General features: G+C 63.1%; 23 protein-coding genes and 1 tRNA gene. 9 read left to right on the forward strand and 15 right to left on the reverse strand.

From position 1 onward, the window contains the following. Positions 1 to 2 precede the first annotated feature (2 nt). Together VGM51_11985 and VGM51_11990 are read left to right on the forward strand one after the other, a co-directional pair. On the forward strand, positions 3 to 527 hold the full coding sequence (locus VGM51_11985; GenBank protein ID HEY3413756.1) for an HNH endonuclease: 525 nt from the start codon (positions 3 to 5) through the stop codon (positions 525 to 527). Between the two features lie 125 nt (positions 528 to 652). Further along, complete coding sequence (locus VGM51_11990; GenBank protein HEY3413757.1) at positions 653 to 2,029, forward strand: Nramp family divalent metal transporter; 1,377 nt, start codon at positions 653 to 655, stop codon at positions 2,027 to 2,029. Positions 2,030 to 2,524: 495 nt separating this feature from the next. Here VGM51_11990 and VGM51_11995 read toward each other — a convergent pair whose 3' ends face one another. The 3 genes from VGM51_11995 to VGM51_12005 all read right to left on the reverse strand — a co-directional run bounded on the left by VGM51_11995 (position 2,525) and on the right by VGM51_12005 (position 4,343). Next, the gene (locus tag VGM51_11995; protein HEY3413758.1) at positions 2,525 to 2,911 is read right to left on the reverse strand and encodes a DUF559 domain-containing protein; all 387 of its coding nucleotides are present in this window, start codon (positions 2,909 to 2,911) and stop codon (positions 2,525 to 2,527) included. A 405-nt stretch (positions 2,912 to 3,316) separates the two neighbouring features. Beyond that, the gene (locus VGM51_12000) at positions 3,317 to 4,000 is read right to left on the reverse strand and encodes a hypothetical protein (protein ID HEY3413759.1); all 684 of its coding nucleotides are present in this window, start codon (positions 3,998 to 4,000) and stop codon (positions 3,317 to 3,319) included. A 169-nt stretch (positions 4,001 to 4,169) separates the two neighbouring features. After that, positions 4,170 to 4,343: a hypothetical protein gene (locus VGM51_12005; GenBank protein HEY3413760.1), complete on the reverse strand. Its 174-nt coding sequence runs from the start codon at positions 4,341 to 4,343 to the stop codon at positions 4,170 to 4,172. A gap of 708 nt (positions 4,344 to 5,051) precedes the next feature. On the opposite strand from VGM51_12005, the gene VGM51_12010 reads away from it, so the two are divergent. From VGM51_12010 to VGM51_12035, 6 genes are all read left to right on the forward strand, one after another. Beyond that, positions 5,052 to 5,942: a hypothetical protein gene (locus tag VGM51_12010; GenBank protein ID HEY3413761.1), complete on the forward strand. Its 891-nt coding sequence runs from the start codon at positions 5,052 to 5,054 to the stop codon at positions 5,940 to 5,942. A gap of 266 nt (positions 5,943 to 6,208) precedes the next feature. After that, the gene (locus VGM51_12015) at positions 6,209 to 7,477 is read left to right on the forward strand and encodes a hypothetical protein (protein HEY3413762.1); all 1,269 of its coding nucleotides are present in this window, start codon (positions 6,209 to 6,211) and stop codon (positions 7,475 to 7,477) included. Positions 7,478 to 7,484: 7 nt separating this feature from the next. Beyond that, positions 7,485 to 8,069 carry a hypothetical protein gene (locus VGM51_12020; protein HEY3413763.1) on the forward strand — a complete coding sequence of 195 codons (585 nt, stop codon included), beginning with the start codon at positions 7,485 to 7,487 and terminating at the stop codon, positions 8,067 to 8,069. Positions 8,070 to 8,202: 133 nt separating this feature from the next. Continuing rightward, a tRNA-Gly gene (locus VGM51_12025) sits at positions 8,203 to 8,279 on the forward strand. A 440-nt stretch (positions 8,280 to 8,719) separates the two neighbouring features. Next, a complete protein-coding gene (locus VGM51_12030) occupies positions 8,720 to 9,127 on the forward strand; it encodes a DUF805 domain-containing protein (protein HEY3413764.1) in 408 nt (135 codons plus the stop codon). Continuing rightward, positions 9,111 to 9,296: a hypothetical protein gene (locus tag VGM51_12035; protein ID HEY3413765.1), complete on the forward strand. Its 186-nt coding sequence runs from the start codon at positions 9,111 to 9,113 to the stop codon at positions 9,294 to 9,296. Before VGM51_12030 ends, VGM51_12035 begins: the two co-directional genes overlap by 17 nt. Before the next feature lie 560 nt (positions 9,297 to 9,856). Here VGM51_12035 and VGM51_12040 read toward each other — a convergent pair. The 8 genes from VGM51_12040 to VGM51_12075 form a co-directional block, all read right to left on the reverse strand. Then, positions 9,857 to 11,248, reverse strand: a complete 1,392-nt coding sequence (locus VGM51_12040) for a hypothetical protein (GenBank protein HEY3413766.1) — start codon at positions 11,246 to 11,248, stop codon at positions 9,857 to 9,859. A gap of 93 nt (positions 11,249 to 11,341) precedes the next feature. Beyond that, a complete protein-coding gene (locus tag VGM51_12045) occupies positions 11,342 to 12,760 on the reverse strand; it encodes a hypothetical protein (protein HEY3413767.1) in 1,419 nt (472 codons plus the stop codon). Between the two features lie 307 nt (positions 12,761 to 13,067). Further along, positions 13,068 to 14,456 carry a DUF1254 domain-containing protein gene (locus VGM51_12050; GenBank protein HEY3413768.1) on the reverse strand — a complete coding sequence of 463 codons (1,389 nt, stop codon included), beginning with the start codon at positions 14,454 to 14,456 and terminating at the stop codon, positions 13,068 to 13,070. 177 nt (positions 14,457 to 14,633) lie between these two features. Then, positions 14,634 to 15,197, reverse strand: coding sequence for a hypothetical protein (locus tag VGM51_12055; protein HEY3413769.1), 564 nt, complete (start codon positions 15,195 to 15,197; stop codon positions 14,634 to 14,636). A gap of 237 nt (positions 15,198 to 15,434) precedes the next feature. After that, on the reverse strand, positions 15,435 to 15,566 hold the full coding sequence (locus tag VGM51_12060) for a hypothetical protein (GenBank protein HEY3413770.1): 132 nt from the start codon (positions 15,564 to 15,566) through the stop codon (positions 15,435 to 15,437). A 203-nt stretch (positions 15,567 to 15,769) separates the two neighbouring features. Next, positions 15,770 to 16,195: a response regulator gene (locus VGM51_12065; GenBank protein ID HEY3413771.1), complete on the reverse strand. Its 426-nt coding sequence runs from the start codon at positions 16,193 to 16,195 to the stop codon at positions 15,770 to 15,772. Positions 16,196 to 16,389: 194 nt separating this feature from the next. After that, positions 16,390 to 17,046 (reverse strand): response regulator transcription factor, encoded by a 657-nt coding sequence (locus VGM51_12070; protein HEY3413772.1) that lies wholly within the window; start codon positions 17,044 to 17,046, stop codon positions 16,390 to 16,392. Further along, positions 17,036 to 18,361 (reverse strand): sensor histidine kinase, encoded by a 1,326-nt coding sequence (locus tag VGM51_12075; GenBank protein ID HEY3413773.1) that lies wholly within the window; start codon positions 18,359 to 18,361, stop codon positions 17,036 to 17,038. Before VGM51_12075 ends, VGM51_12070 begins: the two co-directional genes overlap by 11 nt. A 633-nt stretch (positions 18,362 to 18,994) precedes the next feature. On the opposite strand from VGM51_12075, the gene VGM51_12080 reads away from it, so the two are divergent. Then, positions 18,995 to 19,495: a cyclic nucleotide-binding domain-containing protein gene (locus VGM51_12080; protein HEY3413774.1), complete on the forward strand. Its 501-nt coding sequence runs from the start codon at positions 18,995 to 18,997 to the stop codon at positions 19,493 to 19,495. Between the two features lie 129 nt (positions 19,496 to 19,624). Here VGM51_12080 and VGM51_12085 read toward each other — a convergent pair whose 3' ends face one another. From VGM51_12085 to VGM51_12100, 4 genes are read right to left on the reverse strand one after another with little or no spacing between them, the layout of a single operon-like run. Further along, the gene (locus tag VGM51_12085; GenBank protein ID HEY3413775.1) at positions 19,625 to 20,089 is read right to left on the reverse strand and encodes a hydrogenase maturation protease; all 465 of its coding nucleotides are present in this window, start codon (positions 20,087 to 20,089) and stop codon (positions 19,625 to 19,627) included. A 56-nt stretch (positions 20,090 to 20,145) separates the two neighbouring features. Beyond that, entirely contained in the window at positions 20,146 to 21,435 is a 1,290-nt protein-coding gene (locus VGM51_12090; protein ID HEY3413776.1) for a Ni/Fe hydrogenase subunit alpha, read from the reverse strand. Continuing rightward, positions 21,425 to 22,204: an oxidoreductase gene (locus VGM51_12095; protein HEY3413777.1), complete on the reverse strand. Its 780-nt coding sequence runs from the start codon at positions 22,202 to 22,204 to the stop codon at positions 21,425 to 21,427. The genes VGM51_12090 and VGM51_12095 overlap by 11 nt, the downstream gene beginning before the upstream one ends. A 1-nt stretch (position 22,205) precedes the next feature. Further along, positions 22,206 to 23,018 (reverse strand): FAD/NAD(P)-binding protein, encoded by an 813-nt coding sequence (locus tag VGM51_12100; GenBank protein HEY3413778.1) that lies wholly within the window; start codon positions 23,016 to 23,018, stop codon positions 22,206 to 22,208. Between the last annotated feature and the right edge of the window lie 21 nt (positions 23,019 to 23,039).

Genomic DNA, 23,039 nt, shown 5'->3' on the forward strand with positions numbered 1-23,039 from the left:
AAATGACAGGCGAAGTACTGGTTCTAAACAACGACTATGAACCCCTTAACGTGTGCAACGCACGTCGGGCCATTAACCTGGTGTTTCGGGGGAAGGCTGACGTTTTGCACCACCACGACCGGCCGGTATCTACCATGCAGGGCGCATGGCCGCGGCCGACGGTCGTCAAATTGAAGCATCACGTAAAGCGCCCGTACCCGGAACTGCGGCTTTCCCGCCGCGGTATCTTCGCGCGGGACGGGCACGTGTGCGTGTACTGTGGATCGCCGCGTGAACTCACGCTCGACCACGTGATACCGCGCCGCCTCGGCGGTATGACAACCTGGGATAACCTGGTTGCATGCTGCCGGCCCTGTAACATCAGGAAAGGCGACAAGACGCCGGCTCAGTGGGGCATCCAGCCGGCGCGCGTTCCGCGGAAGCCGCGGTACGTGCCTTTCATCAGCCTTGCGAAGTTCCTCGACAGCCGCCAGAACGAAACCTGGCGCGATTACCTGCCGGCATTCGCTGAACTCGACGGCATGTAACACCGGAAGGTTTACGATACCGCTCTGCCTGGGAGTGCGGCCCGTGAGGACCGCACTCCGGGCCGAACGCGCACCCCCTTGCCATCAGAGACGCAGCCTGTCTACCGATATAGGTACTGATGGACATGCATGACCAGATAGATATCGCCGCCGGAATCCCCGCGACCAACGGCGGTCCGCCCGTCTACTATCGGCCGGAACTACCCGCGGAGCGCCGCCTGCGGCGTCGGGGGCCGGTACGCTCGCTCCTCCCGTACCTGGGGCCGGCCTTCATGGTCAGCGTGGGGTACATGGATCCCGGCAACTGGGGCACCAATATCGCCGCCGGCGCCGGGTTCGGGTACGCGCTGCTCTGGGTGTTGCTGATGAGCAACCTCATGGCCCTCCTCCTCCAGACTCTCGCGGCGAAGCTGGGAATCGTGAGCGGCAAGACGCTGGCGGAAATGTGCCGCGATGAGTTCTCCCCCGGCGTGACCTTCTTCCTCTGGGTGGTCATCGAGATCGCCATGATGGCGACCGACCTCGCCGAGTTCCTCGGCGCGGCCCTGGGATTCACCATTCTCTTCCATTGGCCGCTTCTCTGGAGCGGGCTGGCGACGGCCATCGTGGTCTACCTGATCCTGGGGCTGTACCGCTTCGGTTATCGTTACGTTGAACTCGCCATCGCGGGCCTCGTGGCTATCATCGCCCTCGCGTATGTGGTTGAGCTCTTCTACGTGAAGCCCGATTGGATGGCGGTGGTGCATGGCACGCTGATCCCCAGAGTACCCAACGCTGCAGCGCTTCTGGTGGCCATCGGCATGCTGGGCGCCACGGTGATGCCGCATAACCTCTTCCTGCACAGCGGATTGGTTCAGGCGAGACAGCCGAAAGAGCGCAAGGGCCTCGGCAACCACCGCAATCACAGCGGCTGGCGCGACCTTCACACGAAGAAGCTCTTCCGCCTGGCGATCATCGACTCGATTTTCGCGATGAACGGCGCGTGGCTGGTTAATTCGGCCATGGTCATCGTCGCGGCCGCCGCGTTCTACTACCACAAGCCGCCTCTGAACGTGACGTCGATTCGCGACGCTCACTCCACGATGGCCTTCCTCTTCGGGGCAGGCTCTCCGCTGGTGTTCGGTGTTGCGCTGCTGGCGGCCGGGATTTCGTCCAGCGCCACGGGCACGCTTGCGGGGCAGATTGTGTTCGAGGGGTTTCTGCACCGGAAAGTGAACGTATTTCTTCGGCGCTTCGTGACGATGGTACCCGCGCTGTGCGTGTTGGCGCTGATGGAGTACCGCCCGAAGGTGGTGAGTGATGTATCGGTTCTCGTGTGGAGCCAGGTGTGCCTGTCATTCGCCCTGCCGTTCGCGATCGTCCCGCTCATCATGTTCACGCGCCGGAAGGACCTCATGGGGGAGCACGCCAACCTGCCGCTGACCAATCTGGTGGCATACTTTGTGGCCGCCGTCATCATCGCGCTGAACGTGTACCTGCTGTATTCGACGTTCGCGGGGTAGCCCGCCTGATTCGTGACGCCCAAACCTACCACGGAGGCTCACGGAGGGCACGGAGGAACACGGAGGAAGCGATGAATTGGGAATGCAGAATACCGACCGGCGTAGCGCGGGCGCCCTCGCCCGTTTCACGGTAGGGGCGGCGTCCTCGCCGCCCATCGGGGCGTCCGGAGCCCCCCTACCCCCCAATGCTGGGGGACCAAACGGGGAGGGTGGCACGATGTGGCGCCGGCCTCCGTGCCGGCGTTCGTTCTCACGGTAGGGGCGGCGGGGGTGCCGGGCATTGCAAATTGAAAAATGCAAAATGCAAATATCAAAATGCCCGATCGGACCTACAGCCTCGGCCGTTTCACGGTAGGGGCGGCGTCCCCGCCGCCCTCCGGAGCCCTCACCCCAGCCTTCTCCCCAGGGAGAGGGAGCACGTCTGCCCCATCTGATCGATTTTCCGTATAGCCCAAAGCCAGATTCCGGTTCCCCCTCGCCCGCAGGGAGAGGGGGTTAGGGGGTTAGGGCTTCGGTGATTCTGGCCAGTACCGCCTCAATATCGCCGGTCACTTCGTCATTCGTCACGCGAAGCACCGCGAAACCATTCGCCACCGCCCACTCATCGCGCACCGAATCGCGCTCGGCTTGCTGCGCGTGAATTCCGCCGTCCACCTCGACGATCAGCGCCGCGGAGTGGCAATAGAAGTCTGCGATGAATGGCCCGACGTTGTGTTGGCGCCGGAACTTCGCCTTGCCAAGCCGGTGGTCGCGGAGGCGCTCCCAGAGCAATTCCTCGGCGGGCGTCTGGTCGTGCCGAAGCTCCCGAGCGCGTGAAAGGAGTGGGTCTTGTATCCTCCGGGCACGTCCGGCCAAGATCGATTGTTCATCGGTAGTCGGCATGGTGGCGGCCCTCACCGCCCCGTATAGGAGAATACGACGGCCAAATATGGCATGGAGTCCGGCCGTACGCCGCGTGGGGCCCTCACCCCTCGCCCTCTCCCCGGGGGAGAGGGAGCGCGTTTGCTAGAATCGTCCAGTTTGTCGTTTCCGCGAAACCTATTCCGGTTCCCCCTCGCCCGCAGGGAGGGGGGGCTAGTGGGTGAGGGCTTCGGGACGTAGCGTCACCGCTCATCCATACGGGTGAATGGGTCGGCCAAATACAAAATGCTGTCCGGTCTTGCGCCGCGTGGAGCCCTCACCCCTCGCCCTCTCCCCGGGGGAGAGGGAGCACGTTTGCTAGAATCGTCCAGTTTGGTGTTTCCGCGAAACCCATTCCGATTCCCCCTCGCCCGCAGGGGGAGGAGGCTAGGGGCTGAGGGGCTCCGAGGCGCCGCGCTTGACCTTTCCTGCCGCATGTGCATCTAGAGCCGAGCCGAGCATCCACTCAAACTCGCGCAGTATGTCCTGCTTAGCCAAATCGAACGACGACCACTCACACTCCTCAAAGTAGCCTTCGAAAATGTTTACGACCTCCGAGATTTCGATATAGAGCGCCTCAGCTTCTGTCACCCGAACGGATACAGGAGGCGCACCTCTGCCGGGTCCGTATAGGGCCGAGTGAGCGAAGAACTTGTTTCGTAGCGTGCGCAACCGCTTAACGAGATAGTGCTCCCTGATCCATCTTTCAGAGGCCTCGACTGCTCCGAGCAACTCATCACGGGTCGGAGCATGAATGAACCCATCCGGTTGGTTCTCGGCTTCGGCCAGGAACCTTGGAAGACTGGCATGGTCAAAGCGCTGATGAACGGGATCAAGTATCCGGCTGAGCGCCATAATGGCCTCACAACGGCAGCCCTTAAGAATGCTCTGTAGAAACCAGGTGTTGCCGGGCAAACGGTCGTCTCCGATGGCCTCAACGATAGCCTGCCAAGTGCAAAGGCACAGCCAGCCTCCAGCGAAGTCATCCCACAGAATCTTGAAGCGCCTCTCGAGATCACTTCTTCTCGGCGCGATATCTCCTACGTTCGCCGTTGTGCCCGAAACCTCCATTGCCTCGTCCCTCCTGCATCTCCAAGCTTCCCTGCCCACTCTCAGCCTTAGCTGAAAGCGCCAGCTTGTTTCGACCCCTTATGAACCGGTTGGCTTGGAAACACAAACCCGTGGCTGGCAAGGAGTTGCTCCACGGTACGGAATTGGATGCCCGCGATGCGCAGGTCATTTAGGGAGCAATCTCAAGACGACCAGTACCCTCGCCGGTCTGTTCCTTGAAGAGGACGTTGTCGTCCCGGTTGGTGTTGAAGGGTGGATCTAGGTAAACGAGGTCCACGCACGCATCGGGCACGTGCTTGCGGAGGATTTCGAGGTTATCGCCGTAGAACAGGGTGTTGCGCATGGGATGGGCCTCCGAACATCTGTTGCGAGTGTGTGTGCGCGCGATGCGCGGCGATTTCAAGAGCCGGCATTCAGCATCCAGCATTCAGCATCCGGCATCCAGGGTGGGGCCATCGCTGCGCGACGGATGCGGGCGAGGCGCGCGGGCAACGGGCGAGACGCCGATCGTACCGTGGGCCGGCATCCAGGGCGGAGCCGTCGCTGCGCGCTGGTAACCGGTGGGACGCCGCTCGTACCGTGGGCCAGCATCCAGGGTGACGCCGTCGCTTCGCGACGGATGCGGGCGGGGCGCCCGCGCTACGTTGGGGCGGCAGCCGGCATCCAGGGTGACGCCATCGCGGCGCGACGGATGCGGGCGGGGCGCCCGCGCTACTGGAAGATGGAAGTTGGATGGTGGATGCGGACGGATGGGCTCGCCCGCGCGGGCAACGGGCGAGGCGCGCGGGCAACGGGCGGGACGCCCGTTCTACTGGGATCCTCTGCGTTACCTCCGCGTCCTCCGCGTCCTCCGCGGTGAGTTCGGCGATTGTTGTCGTTGAGATTCTTCGCTTCGCTCAGAATGACAGCGGTGTCGGGCACGGAGGCCCGACCTACCAGGTCGGAGGGTGGAGGTTGGATCGGGGTCTGGTTGCTGTCTCCTGCCTCCTTCCTCCTGAAAAAACTTCAGACAAAACCGCCTTCCCGCGGGCTAGTAAGTAGGAGGGCAGAAATGGAGGAAGCGAAACAGAAGCGCAAGAATTTCTACGACACGGGCGGCACCGGCACGAAACCATCATCCCGCGGCGAAGCTTACAGGTGGTGGGTCCCGAGCCAGTACACGAGCATCCCCCGGCTCATGATGGCTACACGCCTGGCGATAGGGCCCGCATCGATCGAGGATCTCCGTGATCTTTCGGGAGGCAGCTACTGCGGAGTATATCAGATTGTGCGCAACTGGGTGGGGAGGCGCTTTGCGGCCTGGACCATTTGCAGGGTGAAAGGGCGCCAATCCGGTGAGCGGTTCGGGGTTGTCACCCTCGCCGCGGACGGACGCCGCGACCTATGGCGCTTCGCGCAGGTGACGTCGCGCCTGAGATTCTCGGAGGCCTGGGAATTCCCGTTGCGCTCCGACGTGCCGGATGAGCCGCTGGAGGCACTGCGTCTTTACGCGCGGCATGAGTTCCTCCGCCCATCCTCGATGGCGCTTGTGGAGGAACTTATCGGGTGGCCCGGTCAGAATGCTCTGGAGATTGCGAGGCATACCGGTTGCCTTGGCACGACCGATAGAGGGATAAAGCGCCTTCGCGCTGCCGGGTTCCTGACCGACATCACCGGGTGTCGTGTCCAACGGGGCTGCATCACCATGCCGAAGTGGGTGCTCAACGAAACCGGGCATGATGCCCTCGACCGTCACATCGACGCCCTCCGGCGCGCTGCGATAGTGAGCGGGTACACACCGGAGCGGTCGTGCGAATACTACTATCCCAACCAGAGGACATCTTTCTGCGCCTCGACGATGAATGAATACACGCCGCCGCCGTGCCCCGACTGTCTCTGGTATGACGAAGTCATTTTGAGGCAACGGCTGTATCGGGGAGAAGGGTTGAGGGTTGAGGGTTGAGAATTGAGAATTGAGATTTGAGGGTTGATGGTTGCCTTGTGGGAGCATGGTCCGTTCGGAATCCATCGTTTCCGTTCCGGCATTGGGAGCGGAGCGCGGGCGGAGCCCCTTGCGCTACGCATCACAATGTGATAGAATACCTTCACTGGTTGCACGCTTCAGCGGGCGCACCCTCGGTGCATCGACGCTCGCGATCAGCAAATCGAATACGCCGCGCTCTGGGCCGCGCCGAACGTGAATCTCTCATCGATCACGAAAGGAACACCATGGACCGAACCCTGCGTAACCCGCCTTGTCCGCCGTTGCGGCCGGACAGGCTCCTCGCCGCGCTGGCGGTGCTTGCACTCCTCGTTCCCGCCTCACGCGCGGACATTGTCATCCCCGGCGCCAACGGCTCCGACGGCGCCCTCAACGTTACGGCCAACACTACCATCGACCTCTCCCAGGCCGTGGCGGCCAGTTGGGATGCGACCAGCCCGTCCCCGGGCAAGGGAGTTTACGATGGCGCCAAGTGGGCGGTTGTCTTCAAGTACTCCAGCGTCAACATCGCCTCCGGCGTGACCCTGAGCTTCAAGAACAACGCTTCGCACGCGCCCGTCGTCTGGCTCGTCAACGGAAACGTGACCATCAGCGGAACGGTCAACCTCGACGGCGCCAACGGGGTGATCTCATCGACGACGCCCGGACCCACCGAGCCCGGACCCGGCGGGTTTCGAGGCGGACCGCCTTTCCAATCCGCCACTCTGCTCCCCGGATATGGGTTTGGCCCCGGCGCACCGGTTGGCTACCACACGGGTGGATCCTATAGCCAGGTGGGTGCGGGCACGTCGCCGGGAACGGCGTATGGCAACACCCTCATTGTTCCGCTTGTGGGTGGCTCCGGCGGAGCGGCATATTCGGCTACATCGGACCGTTCCGGGGGCGCCGGGGGAGGCGCGATATTGATCGCCGCCACCGCTCAGGTTACCGTGAACGGCACCATCAGCGCCGTCGGTGGTGACATCAGTTCGGTCGAAGGGTGCGGCAGCGGAGGCGCGGTACGCATCATGGCAAACGCGCTCGGTGGAACCGGCATCATCAGGGCAATCGGGGGAATTGCAGGCAGCACTTCCGGCGGCGACGGTTTCATCCGCCTGGAGGCGCTCTCGGTGGGTGGCAACCTCAATGTGTTGCCCGCCACGGCGGTCGAGCCGCCGACGAGCCCCGTGACGCTCTGGGCGCCGACCACAGCCCCCTCGGTGCGCGTGGTTTCCGTTGGCGCGAGCGCCGTTCCGTCGGATCCGTCGTCCAGCCTCGGCCCCGCGCCGGCGGACGTGCGGTTCTACAGCGCCGCGCCGCTGACCGTGACGATTGAAACGAAAAACGTCGATACCGTCAACTCCAAGGTGACTCTGCGCGTAACGCCGAAATACGGGCCCGCGGTCCTCGTGGCCGCCACGTACGCCAGCGGGACCACCGCGACCGCCCTCTGGACGGCTCCTGTTTCCGTGCCGCAGGGCTTCAGCGCCATGCAGCCACGCGTCGACCCGAAGTGAGGACGCCATGAAACGATTCATCGTGGCGCTCCTGCTGATTGCGGCCGCGTGCCGGGGCGGCCCTGCGCCGGCAGCGGGAGCCGTCGGGCGTGAGTTCAGCGTGTTCAATGCGCCGGGCTCCACGGTCCCTGCCAACCTTGCAGTGGGGCGTGAGTTTACGGTGTTCAACGTACCGGACTCCGTGATCCCCGCCAATAGCGCGGTGGGGCGGGAGCTCACCGTATTCAACGTACCGGACTCCGTGATTCCCGCCAACAGCGCAGTGGGGCGTGAGATCACGGTGTTTACGGCGCCGGAATCCGTGATGCCGGTGAACATGGCCGTTGGCCGTGAGTTCACGCTGCTGAACCAACCCTTGGCCCAAATCATGCCCAACTCTGCCGTGGGGCGGGAGTTCTCGGCGTATGTGACTACGTACACGCTGGTGGACGTATCCCAGGCGCTGAGAATCGCCGCCGGCCTGAGCGCGGGAACGCCGGATTCCGTGTTGCGCCTCAACGTGGTGATAACGCCTCCGTCCGCGACCGTCGTGGACGTGCTGGATGCCGCTCGTCTGGCCTACCTGCAGATGATCGCGCCGTCCGGCCAGTAATGGACTGCGTATATGACGGGAAAGTGGACGCGGTGGAAATGCCGCGTCCACGATCCCCCGCGAGGGCGGAGCGGCCGCGCGCTCCCGGCGCTTTGACCGATGCGCGCGCGAGGTGGTAGAATAGGGTTGTTGCGCGGGAATAGCTCAGTTGGCTAGAGCGACTGCCTTCCAAGCAGTAGGTCGAGGGTTCGAGCCCCTTTTCCCGCTCCACTCCCGGTTTTTAAGCACGAAATCGCACCAAAACCCACCACAAGAATGAGGTTGGCCACCTTGGTTGATGGGTCTAGACGCGATAACCATCCATAGCCAAATGGACCCGAGGCGAAAACCGTTTGTGGGGCGATGGTCGCGGAAGTTGTCGCAAGGCGGTACGACACCACCCCCACCGGCAGCGGTCGAGATGATTCTATTGGATTACGCTGGCATCGGCCCTACCTTCGAACTTACACGGGAGGTCCGCCCGGTCCTTAGAGGCCCTCGGATTGACGCGTCGGGTTTCACCATGCCACGATTCGAAGCCCCGTAGCCCTGCGAGCGGAGAGCAATCCGGTAGACGGCGGAGTATGTCAGCGGTGAGAGTGGGGTTCCCGCGGCTTACATCATCGCTGGAGTTAAGCGAAATACGGTATTAAGGCGGAGGGTAAGGACTGATGGCTGCTTCGTCAAAGCGGTTAGGGGTTTTCCGGCCAGGATTCAAACCGTTCTCCATTGCCGGGCGAATCAACCGCGCGGAGTTCGCCGGCTGTATCGCGGCTTTCTACGCGTTGTATGTCGCCGCCTACGCCCCATGCCTGATCCTCTTCCATCCCCAGTGGAATCACGGAAGGGATATCTTCAGTGTTTCGATCTCCTGCGTGCTAGCGGCGTGGTTAGTCATGCAAGCCGTGAAGAGGATGCACGATCTGGATTGGCCGGGCGAGTATGCGCTCGGGTGCCTGGTCCCGGCCGGCGTCCTGATCTTCGTCCCGGTGCTCTTATTGCTTCCTGGAACGCCTGGGACAAACCGCTTTGATGTCAAGAGCGCGCCCGAAGGGATGAGCGATGAAGATACTCCGTGAACTCAAGTGGTGGATCGTCGGCGTGGTTCTGTTCGTATTCCTCTACGTCTGGCCGGGTATCTGGCGCTACCAGTGCCTATCCGGCGGCATGGTCCGTATTGACCGCCTCACCCATCAGAAGATGGTCGACGACTATGACGGCCACTGGGTCGTCGGGGCGAAGGATTGACACCCTTCCCTGACACACCGTGTCACCCTGGACGCGCAAACCTTGAAACCCCCTCCGAGACAAGGCGCGAAAACCTATAGCGGATATGGGGTTCTGATCACGCTTGGAGGGTGTGGGTCTGCATCGGACGCAATCCAAGCAGTAGGTCGAGGGTTCGAGCCCCTTTTCCCGCTCCAGACATATGTCTGCGCACGACACAGGCCCTGCGGGGCCTTTTTTGTTCGGTCTGCTGCACCCCCTACCCCTGCACCACCTTTGTGCTGGGTATTTCGGTGATGCCGACCACCGCCCACCGTCGCCGCGCCGTTCGTCGCCGTCCCGGGATGCGCTCCCCCCGTCCTTCGTCTGGACGGGAGGAACGCGAGCCCCCACGACGTGTTGTGCGTAATCAGCCGTGCCGACGGGTGGAAGAGCCCGGCGCCGTATGCCTGGCCCCGGTGGTCATCGCGTGCGGGGCTGCTTCACCATGGGCCATGGCGTGGGATGCAGGCCGTCTGAACGCGGGAGGCGCACTACCAATATACACGACGAACATCCGATAATCACGGTTTACCTGACGGCTACGGCCGCGGCGAAAACTTGATTATGCGGTCATAGAGCACCTCGGGAAGTGCGGGGCCGACCTTGGTCGCCGGCTCAAGATACGTGCGGAAGATGACGCCGAGGAGAGTGTTGGAATCTAGGGTCAGGCGCGAGCAGTTATCGATGGAGAGCGGGATGCAATGTGTGTCGCTCCCACAGTTCCGAGACACCTTGTACACATACATCAGGTCCGCCGCAGGATCCCCGGGGAGATAAGGCGAGGCGGTGCCCGCAAAGTCTCGGTCATCGATTCCGCCGAGAGTTAGTTTCGCCTCGTCGCTGGCATAGACATTGACGCTCGCGTAGGTCGCCTTGCCGGAGGCAACGTGGTTGACGCCATAGACTACCAGGAACTCGTCATCCGCCAGCGTGAGTCGATTCGTGCATCCAAAGTCGGGCAGCCAACCCCCTGTCATCCAGAACGCATCCCGGCTGTCTCCATATGGGTCAAGTCCCTGCTGGATGTAATCGAATCCCTCGTAGAAGTTGGGCTTCGTTGGTATATCGGTGGCATGCAATCCAGGATTGGCTGCCATAATCCCCTTGCGCAGTTCGTCCAGCTTGTTCAGTAACGCCATTTCAGTGTGTCCGGTGCCGCGAACCCGCAGCGCGGGCATCGGGAATGGGTCCGCTGTTGCCGGGGTGCGCGGCGTGACGCGGAAAACGCTGAGCGGCGGATGGGCCAAGTAGGCTTCGCCTGCAATCGGGTCCAGCCAGATTCCATTGCGGGCGTTTATCCTGAGTTCGTCAGCGGCGTCGCCGTATCCGAGGTTCAGCATCGACGACGGGATTACGATCGTATTGATGATCGCCGCCGGATAGCCGGCGCGTTTCAGCGCCGCCCGAACGCGGGTGTCGGTTCCTCGATCGGGGGTGTAGATCAACGCTACAGGGCTGTTGAAGGGTGTCGGTCCGAGGGTCTTGATAGTGGCGTTGTTGACGGTGTCGCCGAGGGTGGACCAAACTCTCTTTCTCCCGGTGGGATACACCTTTGACGAGAGAAACGCGTGGTAGCCGTAGTACTTCTCGGGCGGCGGCGTCAGGCCGATGATGACGATTGCCTCATCCTCCCGCATCTGAAAGACAGCGCCGAGCCCTGCATCGTCAGCCGATTTCGGGACGAGGAACATGAGATACGGCTGGTTATTGGCGTAGAGGGCGTGCGGGAACGCCGGGTTACCAGCGCACCACTCTGCCGCCGGGTTCAACGGTCGGGACGCGCCGACGCTCACCTGAAATCCGGCCTGATCGAGCGCATTGGCAAACGTCTTGAGGGCGTCAGGTCGCTGTCCCGCGGGTTGAGACAACGCGGAAGGCACCGGCCATAGTATCGTCGCCATTGTCACCGTCAGTAGCAGTCTTGCTTTCATTCACTTTCTCCTTCTTTGGTAATCTGAGTGTTTGGATGACTACTTGTTGCTGATTGGTCGCGGCTGGTATGAGCTGCTTTTGAACGGCTACGGTTAAGGCCGCGGCGAAAACTTGATGACGCGGTCGTAAAGGATTTCCTGCATCGCGGGTCCGACCCCGGTCGCAGGCTCAAGATACGCACGGAAAATGATGCCCAGGACAGTGCTGGAATCGATGGTCAGGCGCGTGCAACCTTCGGGGGCGGAGAGTTGCTTGCAGTTCGCTTCGCCTGCAGCGCAGTTGCGCGAAATCCTGTACGCGTACATCACGTCCGCGGCAGGATCGCCAGATGGGAGATACGGCGTGGCGGTGTTCGGAAAGTCACGGTCGTCGAGGCCGCCTATTGGTACCTTCGCCGTCTCGCTGGCATAGACATTGACGCTCATGTACGTTGCCTTGGCGGTGGCGACGTGGTTAACGCCATAGACTACCAGGAACTCGTCATCAGCCAACGTGACCTCGTTAGTCGAACCAAATTCAGGCAGGTAACCTGCAGTTAGGAACAACGCATCCCGGGAGTCACCCCACGGGTCAAGGCCGCGCTGGATGTAGTCATAGCCCTCGTAAAAGTTTGGCCTCGTCTGGATATCGGTGGCATGCAGTCCCGGATTGGCTGCGATAATACCCTGACGAAGTTGGCCCAGCTTGTTCATCAGGTTCATCTCGGTCTGTCCCGTTCCGCGAACGCGCAGAGGTGGCGCGGGGAAGGGCTTAGCGATCGCCGGGGTGCGTGGCGTCACCCGAAAAACATGGAGCGGCGGATTCTGGATATAGGAGTCGCCATCGGCCTCCTTCAGCCAGATCGCATTGCGCATCACAATGAAAAGTTCATCAGCGTTTTCGTCGTGCCCGAGGTTCAGCATCGACGCAGGGAAGACGACCGTATTGATGATCGCTGCCGGATAACCGGCGTGTCGCAGCGCCGCACGAACGCGGGCGTCTGTTCCCTGGTCCGGCGTGAAGATCAGCGCCACGGGGCTGTTAAAGGGCGTAGGCCCGGTGGTTTTGACAGTGGCGTTATTGACGGCGTCTCCCAGGGTGGCCCAAAGCGGCTGGCGAACCCCGTCAGGGTTCACCTTTGTTTTTAGAAATGGGTAGAAGCCGAAGTATCTTTCAGGCGGAGGCGTCAGCCCGATCAAAACGATCGCCTCCTCGGGTCCCAGTTTGAAGGGGCCGGTCAGTTTACCTGGCTCCTGCGCGGATATGGGGACCCGCAGTCCGAGATACGGCTGGTTGTTGGAATACAGGGCGTGGTCGAACGGGAATCCAGGTATGGTTGTGCCGGCGCACCACGCTGCCACCACGTTGATGGCGGCCGTAGCACCCGTGTTCACATCAAACCCGTCACGTTCGAGCGCATTGGTGAACGTCTTTAGCGCGTCAGGGCGCTGTCCCGCGGGTTGAGACAACGCGGAAGACACCGGGCACATCAATGTGGCCGTGATGACGGTCATTAGCATTGTTGCTTTCATCCGCTTTCTCCTTCTTTGGTAATCTGTCTGAACTGCAAATCGTTTGTTGCTGGTCCTTTATGGCGCCCGGCGGGCGCTCGGCTCGTACCGGCAGCCGACCCGCAAACCGCCCACCGGCTTGCACCCAGAGCCGGCCCCGAATACGTCAACATCCCCCGTCGTGAGGCTCCAGGTCCCGCTTTCTCGCTTTAAATGCGCGCTTTATTCGGCGCTCCGGGAGGGCCGGCGCCTGGTGCCGCACCATCCCCTACTCGCGTTCCCCCCGTCCCTCGTCTGGACGGGGGGGACGCTTGCCCCGGGGATGCGATTAGAGCGGTTCGATCGGCGGGGGCGCCCATCGGCCCTCGATGGCCGTCTTGTCCGGCCAGTACATCCTCAAGGTCATGTTGAAGGGGGCCGGCGGGGCCGGCAGCCAGTTGGCGAGGAGGTCCGGATCGACCGGCGCCACCGTTTGGACATACAGATCCAGGGAACCGTCCGCGTTGTATTTGAGGGGGTCCGTGCCATGGATTGCATACCGGTCCAAAGCGTTGTCGAAGAAGTAGTCGCCTTTGTAGAGAGTGATGGACCAGAACCCCTGCACTGGGGGAGTCTGCCCAGCCGCGAAATGAATCCGGTAACTGCGCGAGGCGACGCCAAGCGGCACGCCGTTCATATCGAGGTATGCTGTCGGGTAGATAGCGTCCGCCAGCAGGTTGGCGCCCAGCCCGTGCCGGGCGACGGCGGCGCGCTTCAGGTAGTCGGTCTGGAACGTCCCGATCTCAGTGAGAACCATTCCCCAGCCGTTAACCAACGTGGCCAGAGCGCGCCACTGCACTTCGATTCGGGCTCCCGCGACAGCCTTGGCCGCGTTGATGTCCGCCTGCATGGACGCGGGCGGGTTGAAGGACCTGCCGGGATAGAATCCGATTGCTTCGAACCGTTTGAGCGTGGGCCTATCCCAGACGGCGGCCGGGCTCTGCTGCATCAGGTCGGAAAGCACCTGAAGGAACTCGACCGCGGACAGGCTCTGCAATCGCTGAAGGGGAGTCTGTGCGAGGAGCGCCCCCGGCGCCGGCGGGAGGCAGGGCGACGGATTGCCCTGGCGCCATTCGCTGAGCGGGGTGAGCGTGTACTGGTCCTGGATCGCGTGGACCGCATCCAGCTCCGCTTCCTGCTCGGCCGGATCCAGATAGTGCTTCACCTCGGTGCGGCCGATGATCCAACCGAGGCTGGTGCTCGAGCGGATCACCGGAGTATTGCCCGGAAGCGGGCCGCGCCACTCCGGGCCGGCCAGGATGAAGTCCTGGGCAGCCGTGCCGGTAGTCCGAGAGCCGGGGCTGGAGAAAGTGTTCGTCCAGGCGTCCAGCAATTGGAGCAGGTAGTAGCGACCGGTGGTGTCCGGCACGTGCAGGACGAGGGGCTGGGCGGTGAGGTCGAGGAAGGCGCTCGAATAGAGGTTGTCGGTGTTTTGGCGCACCACGCCCTTATCGTCGGCGTCCTTGAGTTCTCGGTCGTGATGGAAGCAGTTCGCCTGATATCCGTACGCCCAGGCTTGCTCCCTGGTGAATTTCATGAGCACCAGGGGATAACCGTAGACGTACGCATCCGCGGCGATGTCCGTCACCGGCGCCACCGGTTTGGCTTCTGGAGCACCTGCTGCAAGCAGGCATGCCGCTACTGCGGGAACATACGCAGTCATCTTGACTCGTATCACATTTCACCTCCTGTGAGGGGTTGCCGGACAGATCCGAATCTGCCGGACCGGGCGGCAAAGGCCGCCGCGATAACGTTCGCGGTGGCCTTTGCGACTCAGTGGCGTCGATGTCGTGTTCCTGTCGCTGCGCCCGGCGGCGCTGCCCCGGCCCGCCGGGCGCGAACCGAGTGTTACCGCTCAGTGCACGACGACGATTGCGTCCTTGCCCTCGACGACGGAGCCGTCGGTTGTTTTGCCGGTCAGCAGCAACTCCTTGCTGGCTGCGTCGATGGCTCCAGCCGCGACCATGGCGGACGTGTCGAATTTCAGTGCAAGGTCGATCCGCCCGTCCAGGTTGACGTCCGCCAACGAATACCGTACGGGTTGCACCGTTCCAGTAAGCGCCGGATCGCCCAGCTCAATCGTGCTGGGATCGAGCGTGGTGACGTCGAAATCGGCGCTGCCCAGGACTGCCACCGGGAGCACACCCTTGCCCTTTGCCTTTATGTTGATTTGGTTCGGCACGACCCCTGGCATCGCGTCGAAGTTAATGGGGATCACAGTCGGCCCGACCACTCCGTTGACACGGAACGGGAATTGAACTGACTGGCCCGGAATGTAGGTGCCCCCAGCAAATCCACAGTAACCCGTTCCATTGGGATAACCATTCAGGGCCACCAACCATTCGTAGCTGCAGACAGATCCGAGGGCGGAGACGACGACCGCGTAGGTCTGCCCCGCCTGCAGTTGGTACGGCGTCATTGGCACATGGACACTAGGGGGCCAACTCGTCAGCCCAGGATCGCTTGCATCCACCGAGCCGGTCGACAGAAGACCCGCTGTGGTGAGGTCCACAAGGGGCCACGGGAAACCAGCTTAATAATATACCGTTCTGATCTCGAACGAGAGCGGGACGCTGGTGGTCGCGTACTTGTAGATTGGGACGTCGATGGACCCCACAGTAGCAGTCGTGGTGGCCAGGAAGCCCTGGGCCTGGATTTAGTTCTCGTAGAACGGCGACATAACGCCGGAATAACCGGGCCAGTACTCAGCGATGATGGTCTGAGCCGAGGCAGAGACCGTCATCGCGACGATGAACGTTACAGCGAACAACAATTTCAGTGCTCTCATTTCCTTTGTCTCCTCTTACCAATTGAATTGCGGGTCATACCGACCGCTTCAGGATCAGATCCGCGCCTCCACCCGAGCGGCCGCGAAAGGTGAAAGGGCTTCCGTAACGCGTACGGATCTCAAATCATCCCGCCCTCCTTCCTGATCCGAACCCTTCTGCAGAGTTCGGCTGTGGTCAAGCGACTTAGCGCAAGTTGGTCTGGTCACCCGTCGTCGGGCAGGTCGCCGGCGGCGCGGGGGCTTATGAGTACCCAGCCTTCCAGGGCCTCGCGAATGGCGTGGGCCAGAGCCCGCCCCGCCTCGCGCTTGGTGACGTACGCACGGGCTCCGGCGGCGATGGCCCGTCGCACATGCTCCGGGTCCTCGTGAGAAGAGCAGACCACCACCGGGATGCCGCGGCGGTGAAGGTCCTCCACCAGCACAAATCCGTCATCCTTCCCCAAAGAGAGGTCCACCAGCACCGCGTCGGGGCGTTCCAGCCCCACGCATCTGAGAACCTCATCGCGCCCAGCCGCCTGGGCGCACACGTGGATTCCCTCTTCCTCCAGCAGCTCCGCGAGGGCCTGACGCACGGCACTGTGGTCGTCTACCAGAACGACACCTGGATATTGAGGTGCCTGTAGTGCCACGAGGTGGCCTCCTTTGGGGCAACTGCCCGGCCATCCCGGGCCTGAGGAAATGGTACCAGGCGAACCAGGGCGCTGTCTGTAGCGGAAATCCCCGTCGGGGTGTGGGGGAAGTCCCTTACATGGGACCGGGGAGGGGCGTTACAGCAAGCAGGCGAAGGAAATCAGGGGGTTAGGGGCGACCCGCTGCGGGAGCATTAACGCACCGGCGCGTTGAGGTGGTTAATGGCGTGCCGGCGCAGTTCGTGCATGCCTTCCAGGCCCAGTTTATCCTGAATGCGGGCGTAGTAGGACTCAACGGTACGCGCGCTGATTTCCAGGGCGGCGGCAATCTCGATCGTGCCCTCGCCCTGGCTGAGGAGGCTGTAGACCTGGCGTTCCTGCTCGCTCAGTTCGCGGTCTCCGGCGTGGTCCGTCGCGCCCGAAAAGCGGGTGGCCAGCGTCACGGCGGCGCAGGGACTGACGAACACGCGCCCCGCGGCGGTTTCACGGATCGCCTCGACCAGCACCCGATGGGCCTCCCGCTTGGTGCCGTATCCCAGCGCCCCCGCCGTGAACGCGCCTTCCACGTGGCGAGAGTCCTCGTGCATCGAATAGACCAGAGCCGGCACCCCGCGCGCGTGCAGATCGGCGACCAGGGATAAGCCATCTTCGCCGCCCAGCGACAGGTCAACCAACGCCACATCGGGACGGTTTGCCTTCAGGCACGCGAGGGCCCCGGCGTGCTCACCAGCCTCGCAGCAGACGGCGATTCCCTCCGGCGCCAGCAACAGGGCCAGGCCCTCGCGCACCGCCGGGTGGTCGTCGACCAGAAGGACCCGGATCTCCGGTTCGGTCTGCGGCTCAGGTTCCATTGTGCCCGTCCCTTCTCGAATCGCCGGGCCTGACATCAGGCAGCGGGATACCATTGCGCCGCACCCTGCAGACAACGCTGGTGCCGCCCCCGGGCGCAGCCTCCACGGTGAGCGTTCCCTCCATCGACTCAGCGCGGTATTCCATCGTCCGCATGCCCATGCCGTCGGTCGGTTGCTCAGCGGACAGGCCGGCGCCATCATCAGCCACCCGCAGGACCAGCTCGTTTTCGGTCCCGCGGAGTTCCAGGACGATGCGTTGAGCCCGAGCGTGTTTCACCGAATTGCTCAAGGCTTCCTGGGCGATACGATAGAGGTTGTGCGCCGCCTCCGGGTCGCCCACCTTCACGTCGCCCGAAGCGATGAACTCACACCGAAGCCCTGAGGTCTTGTGCGCCCGGTTGGTTAGCGTTCGAAGCGCGGAGACGAGCGCGCCGGGCTCTCTTCCCAGCGGACAGAGGCCCTTGGCAACCGCGTGCGCTTCATCGATCGCCTCTTCCAGCAGGCCCGACAGCGCCCTGACCTCGTCCGGCGATACCGTCCCGTTCCGTGCCAGCCCGCGTTCCAGGGCCTGGCAGCGCAGCAGAGCCCCGGTAATCTGCTGGCACACGCCGTCGTGCACGTCCTGTCCCAGCCGGCAGCGTTCCTCATCGGCCGTGCGGGCGATCTCCCGCTCTAGGCGCCGTCGCTCCCGCATCTCGTCCAACAGGTCAGATGCTGCCCTTCGTTCCGCGGCGAGAGACTGCAGGAGAAACCCGTGAAAGCGCTCCAACAGGGCCATCACAATCAGGAGCACCCCCGTCATCGCCAACCCCTGGGTCAGGAGAAGGCCCGACGAAGCCGGCGCCCGTGTCGGGCCGTTCAAAAGAAGGCGGGCGACCGCGGGAACGGCCCGTAGGAAGGGACCGCCCATAAGGATAACGGCCCCGATGAGGGTGGCGACGCGTCCCGCGCGCACGCCGATAAGCGCCAGCGCCGCGATCGACAGCGAGATCGGCAGGGAGCGAAGGAACGGACCTTCGGGAAATGCGATGCCCGCGATAAGGGCGAGAACGTACCCGACGCCGACAACAGCCCACACCCTTGGCCGATGGTCGATTCGGCGAAGCAGAGCGCCCGCCAAGACGATGAGGTAGCCGGCCACCGCGAGGGCCATCACTTGCCAACCCGCCGGCGGCCCGTGTCCGGCAAGCCAGAGCGCCAGACCGGGCAGATAAACCACCGAGGCGACAATCGTCAGGGCATCGGTCGCCTTCCGACGCCATTCGATGAGCGGCGCTTCATCGCCTATGTCGACCCGGCGGGAGCCGAATCCCATCCGAAGACCTCCACCCGCACCCGATGCAGTGCGCTGAGCGCCGCACTTCCGTGCCGTGACCCATTCACAACACGGGGAGGTAGAATCACCTCGGCCAGACGGGGCCGAGCGGTGTGAACCAGCCAATCGGCCGACGCGTGGACGGTGTGCCGGCCGTGGACAACAGCCATTATACCCTCCCCTGCCAGGATGGACCAGTCCACGAAGGGACAGCGTGTCCACGCGCGGGCCGCAGATCCGGGTGCTGCCCGGTGATTGTGCTTGTGTAAAAATGTGGGGCGTCCACGCCGTCGCCAGGTATCCGAGCCGGCGCCGCGTGGTTCGGCGCGCCCGGGTCATCCGGCGGCGCGCGGTGGATCTTGCGTTTGCACGCCAGTGGTCGAAATCGGCGCGACAGAGTAAACTATCGATATGGCGGGTAGCCTTTCCGCGTGCCGGCGCCCGTCCAGCCCGGTGCAGCCGAAGCGAGCAGGAACGCCTTGCCAAAGGCCGGCGCTCCCGGAGTTCCGCCCGACGATTCCGGCATCTTTCGCGCACGTGGGAGGAGGACGTGCCCACAACCTGAGCCACTTGGATCAGTAAAGGCCGCCCGAGTGGCCGAGTTCGGGACGTCACGCATGGAGGAGACGTCCGATGGAAAATCCCGGTCGCGCACTCTTGGAACCCCTCTCCCATGAGGAGCTCCGCCAACACCTCGCGGAACACCCCCTCGTCGAGGGCATGCATCCGCGGCACCTGCAGATAATGTCCGACATTGTCCAGCAGGTCGATTTCGACTCAGGCTGCTACTTGTTTCGGGAGGGTGAGCCGGCGGATCGCGTCTATCTGATCCTTCATGGCTCCGTAATGCTCGAGACCTTCAACGAGGAATACGGCCCCATTCCGATCGAATCCCTGGAAGCCGGCGACTCGATCGGCTGGTCAGGGTTTATCCCACCTTTCGACTGGCGCTTCGATGCCAAGGCGGTGCAGCCAACCGTCGCGCTCGTGTTCGAAACGGCCCGCCTGAATTCGATATGCGAGATGCACAACGATTTCGGCTATGCCCTGATGAAACGAATGGCCGGCCTCGTGGAGCAGCGCCTCAACGCGACGAAGGAGCACCTGCACGACATCTACGGAACCCGCAAATAGCCGGGCGAACCTCGTTTGATGCCGCCGTTTGCCATCCCGGGATTGCCGTGAACGCCGCGGGAACGCGGTCGATGACACGCCACAATCCCGGGGGTGACGGCCCGGCCGTCCGGGCAGAGGGTGGTCCGCTCAGCCGGCGACCTCAAAGCCGTCCGCGATGCGGGTGGCCAGGTCGTCGGCCACTCGTCGCACCGACGCTTCGACTTCGGCGGACATGGGATCGCCCGGCTGAAATGACCGCCCCTCGATGCCGATGACCAGAAGCTGGGGCGGCAGGCGCCCGAGCGTGCGGGCGAGATCCACGGCTTCTGTCACGTTGATGAGGTGGGAGCCGCCCCCGAACCAGGGGCGTGGCAGGGAATGCCGGTCCCGGAAGCGACGAATCGTTCCCGGCGGCGCGCCCGAGACGATGGCATCGACGAGGACAACCATTTCGTAGCCCGCCCAAAGGTCCAGCAGTGCGGCCCCGTCCCCTTCATGCCGCACGGCCGCGACGTCCGCAGTGTCCGCGTCAACCAGGTCTGCAACCATCAGGCCAGCGGCATCGTCGCCGCGCCACGCGTTGCCGATTCCCACTACGAGAGCGGTTTTCATCTTTGCGCGCGCCGGTGGTTGGGGTGCGGCGTCATGTCGCACCCCAACCTGCGCCGCTACTCCCTCTCCACGCTCACCTTCAGGAAGTGCGTGGCGCATGAGATACAGGGGTCGTAGTTTCGAACGGCCTGTTCGCATTGCCACGTGAGGTCCGGAAGGGGCAGGTCAACACGCGGAGCCGCGTACCGGCGCAGATCGTCCTCGATCGTCTTCTGATTCTGGGCGGTTGGCGGTACGATTTTCGCATCGGCGATCAGACCGGCGGCGTCGATGCGATACCGATGATACAGAATTCCCCTGGGCGCTTCGGTGCAGGCGGAGCCCGTGCCGGCCCGGGGTTCGACGGCCACCGCGGGTTCGCCCGGCGGCTCATACTCCTTGATGATGCGGAGGGCTTCCTCGCATGCGAAGATGGTTTCGACGGCGCGGACGAGGATTCCCTTGAACGGGTTGTTGCACCCTTGTGCGATACCTGCAGCCTGGGCGCCTTGCTTCGCGCGCTTGCTCAGGCGGTCCGCGTTCAGGTTGTAACGGGCGAGCGGCCCCACAAAATACGCGCCGCGGGCGGTCCGCACAGAGTGCAGGGCATTGGAGTGAGACATGTGCTCTTCCACAAAGTTGGACTCGAATTCACTGACCGGGATGTCGATGCCTTTGCTGGATACCAGGCGGCCCTCGTTGAAGGGGTACTCGTCCGGGTGGCGCAAAGCCACGTATTCGTAATCGCCCTCGAAATCCGGGAACGGAAGGCCCGCCAGCACGGGCACAACTCCCGCTGCGGTGTCTACCGCCCATTTCAGGCGTTCGGCCAACGGTTCCAGATCACGCTTGGTCGGCACCTTGTAGAAGCCCCCCACTCGAACGTTTATCGGGTGGATTTCCCGTCCACCGAGCAGCGTCACGATGTCGTTGCCGATCTTTTTCAGCTTCAGGGCATTCTCGACAAGCGGTCGATGGTCCCTGGCCATGCCGATGACGTCCTCGTACCCGAGGAAGTCGGGCGCGTGGAGCAGGAAGATATGCAGCACGTGGCTTTCGATCCACTCGCCGCAATACAGGAGCCGTCGCAGCGCCCGGAGTTGTCCCCCAACGGTGACCCCTAGCGCCGCTTCCACCGCGTGGGCCGAGCTCATCTGGTAGGCTACCGGGCAAATTCCACATATGCGCGCCGTGATATCCGGCGCCTCGGCATACGATCGGCCGCGAAGGAAGGCCTCGAAGAACCGGGGCGGCTCGTAGATGCCGAATTTGGCGTCAACGACGCCTGCGTCGCTGATCTTGATGTGCAGTGATCCTTCGCCTTCCACGCGGGCGAGGGTGTCAACCTTGATGACTTTACCTTTCATGGGCTTCACTCTCCCGTCGGAAGTCCTCGGCGCAGGCATTGAAACTGCGGAAGGCCCGAACGATTTCGGGGTCGCCAGCGCCCAGTTCCGTCCACCCCGCCGCCAGGGCCGCTGTGTTAGGCGTTTCCTTCGGCCCGAAGCACCCGTAGCATGGCCTTCGATAGGATGGGCACAGCGCGCCGCAGCCCGCCTGGGTAACCGGACCCAGACACGGGAGGCCCTGCGCCACCATCACGCAGACGGTGCCGGCCATCTTGCATTCCAGACACACGCTGTGCGTGGGCGTGTTCGGCTTCCGGCCGTTGAGCAAAGCGCTGATGACCTCGACGAGCTGTGCCTTGCTGATGGGACAACCCCTTAACTCGAAGTCAACGAAGACATGGTCGCGGATAGGCGTTGATTTGTTGAGCGTTTCGATGTACTGGGGCGATGCGTAAACGTAGCGCGTGTACGCCTTCACGTCTGAGAAATTGCGGAGCGCCTGGATGCCGCCCGCGGTTGCGCACGCGCCGATTGTGATCAGGTAGCGGGAGTTCCTGCGAACGTGGTGGATGCGCTCGGCATCGTGGGGTGTCGTGATGGAGCCTTCCACCAGCGATACGTCATACGGCCCCTTCACCACGGTGCGACTGGCTTCGGGGAAATTGGCGATGTCCACGGCTCCGGCGACGGCCAGGAGTTCGTCTTCGCAATCGAGGAGGCTGAGCTGACAACCGTCGCATGAGGCGAATTTCCAGACGGCTAGTTTCGGTTTGCTGGATCGGGCCATTTCACACCTCCCACGCGCCGAAGAGCGGTTCCAGGTGATCGAATCGGAACACGGGGCCGTCCCGGCATACCAGGTCCGGGCCGTACTGGCAATGGCCACAGCAGCCGATGCCGCATTTCATGTTCCGCTCCATGGACAGGTAGATGTTCCGCTCGTCCACGCCTCGCTTGCGCAACTCCTGAACCGTGAAGCGCATCATCACCTCCGGCCCGCAAACGAGGGCGACCGTGTTGATCGGATCGAACGGCGCCTTGGGGATGAGCGTCGTGACAACGCCCACATTTCCTCGCCAGTTTCCCATCGCGCGGTCCACGGTGACGTAGATCTCGAGGTCGAACTGGGCGCGCCATTTCTGAATCTCGCGCTGGAAGAGGATGTCATTCGGGGTGCGGGTGCCGTACAACAGCACGACCTTGCCGAACTGCTCGCGATGCGCAAGGATCTGGTACAGCGCGGGGCGCAGCGGCGCAAGGCCGATGCCGCCGCACGCAATCACCACATCGCTGCCTTCGCTGTCCAGCACGGGCCAATGCGTGCCGAAAGGCCCGCGCACACCCAGTGTATCGCCCCTCTGGAGTGTGCGCATCACGCGTGTGACACTGCCGACCTCGCGGGTCGTGTGCATCAGGGTCCGTGAGTCGGCGGGGTTGCCGCTGATGGAGATGGGCACTTCGCCGACCCCGTACATGTAAAGCATGTTGAACTGGCCCGGGGCGAATGGAGGCGTATCGCCGTCCAGCGGCTCAAGGTCCAGAGTGAACGTATCGTGAGTTTCGCGATGCACCTGCCGTACCGTGTACGGGTGGGGCAGCATCGCCTCGGTCGGCGCCGGGTG

This window comes from Armatimonadota bacterium, from assembly GCA_036504095.1.
Classification (GTDB): domain Bacteria; phylum Armatimonadota; class DTGP01; order JAKQQT01; family JAKQQT01; genus DASXUL01.